Consider the following 1,650-nt stretch of genomic DNA (forward strand, 5'->3'; position numbering starts at 1 on the left):
CGACAGCGCCACATACCGCGCAAAAGCCCTTCGTCTTCTCAAGGACACGATCGGCTTCTTCTAACTAACCGGTCCACAGGTCTTGACGATTACTCGCCGTGGAGACGACCCTGACGGTGAGCGAGGAAATCACCGCCCGCGCCGCCGAGACCGACCGGATGCGCACGACGCATCTCCAGCGCGCCCAGTACCGGGCCGATCTGGCCAAACGGCGCTATCTCGCGGTCGACCCGGACAACCGCCTGGTCGCCGACTCACTCGAAGCCGACTGGAACGCGGACCTGCGCGAGGTGTCCGCCGCCCGGACCGACATCGAACGCGCCCGCACCCTGGCCGCCCCACGCCAGCAGGCCACCCGCGAACAACTCGCCCGCCTCGCCGGTGACGTCAGGGCCCTGTGGAACGATCCGGCCACCCCGATGCGAGAGCGCAAACGCATCGCCCGCCTACTGATCGCGGACGTCACCCTGCTCAAGGACGACGACATCACCGTCCACGTCCGGCTCAGCGCCGGCCAGACCCACACCCTCCACCTCCCGTTGCCGCTGGGCGGCGGCAAGCCGTGGCAGACCCCGCGTACGGTCGCCGGGGCATTGCGTGATTGGGATTGGTCCGGTTCGCCGGTCTCATGAGTGATGTGGCGTCATGTCCGTTGTGCGGCAAGGGGCCCGGGAGAGCAGAGCAGGCACGGTGCTGGTGATCATGTGGTTGTCGAGACCCATGAGAACCGAGCGAGACCGTGCCTGCCCGAACATCATCGCCCATCCCTTGCGCACTGGAGCAACTGGGCTCCCCGACTGATCCCCTCACCTCAAGCGATGTCGCTGACCTGCGGCGTTTCCTGATCCTGGTCGCTGATCCCCGCGATGCGCGAGGACTGCGGTATCCGGCCCCCGCGTTGCTGTGCGCAGCCGTCTCGGCGGTGCTGACCGGGGCCCGCTCGCTCATCGCGATCAGCGAGTGGATCGAGGATGCCCCGCAGCATGTGCTGGGCGTCCTCGGCTTCGCTGCCGATCCGCTTACCGGTCTGCGGCCGGTGCCGCACGCCGCAACCGTGCGCCGCCTGCTGCAGCGTGTGGACGGTGACGCGCTGGATACGGCAATCAGCGCGTATCTGCAGGCCAGAACGCCGCCCCCGGTCGAGCCGGAGGCGGAGAAAGGGCCGGTGCGACGGGTGATCGCGGTCGACGGCAAGGTGGTCCGCGGATCGCGAACCCGGGCGGCCGCGGCAATCCAGCTGCTGGCGGCGATGGACCACCACGGCGTGGTCCTGGCCCAGCGGCAGGTCGCGTCCAAGAGCAACGAGATCCCCTCCTTCGCGCCGATGCTGGACGGTCTCGAGCTGGAGAACACGGTGGTGACCGCCGACGCCCTGCACACCCAGCACGACCACGGTGCCTATCTGACCCGTCGCGTCGCGCACTACGTGGCTGTCGTGAAGAAGAACCATCCGGGCCTGTACGCCCAGGTCAGGAAGCTGCCCTGGCGGGACATCCCGCTCGGGCACCGCACTCGCGACCACGCCCACCACCGCGACGAGATCCGCCGGCTCAAGGAACCTTTCTCGGTAACGTCTCGTGACGCTTTGTGATCTTCGTTCAGGCGGTGCGGCCGTGTTCGAGCTGGAGCAGGACGAGGGCGGCTCGGGCG

The 1,650-nt window shown here is 68.2% G+C and carries 2 protein-coding genes; both read left to right on the forward strand.

Features of this window, described 5'->3' with window-relative positions:
• Positions 1-98 precede the first annotated feature (98 nt).
• On the forward strand, positions 99-632 hold the full coding sequence (locus ACGFSA_RS35140) for a hypothetical protein (protein ID WP_393310243.1): 534 nt from the start codon (positions 99-101) through the stop codon (positions 630-632).
• Between the two features lie 107 nt (positions 633-739).
• On the forward strand, positions 740-1,591 hold the full coding sequence (locus ACGFSA_RS35145) for an ISAs1 family transposase (RefSeq protein WP_393310245.1): 852 nt from the start codon (positions 740-742) through the stop codon (positions 1,589-1,591).
• The last annotated feature ends 59 nt before the right edge of the window (positions 1,592-1,650 follow it).

It is taken from the genome of Streptomyces sp. NPDC048496, from assembly GCF_043200055.1.
Classification (GTDB): Bacteria; Actinomycetota; Actinomycetes; order Streptomycetales; family Streptomycetaceae; genus Streptomyces.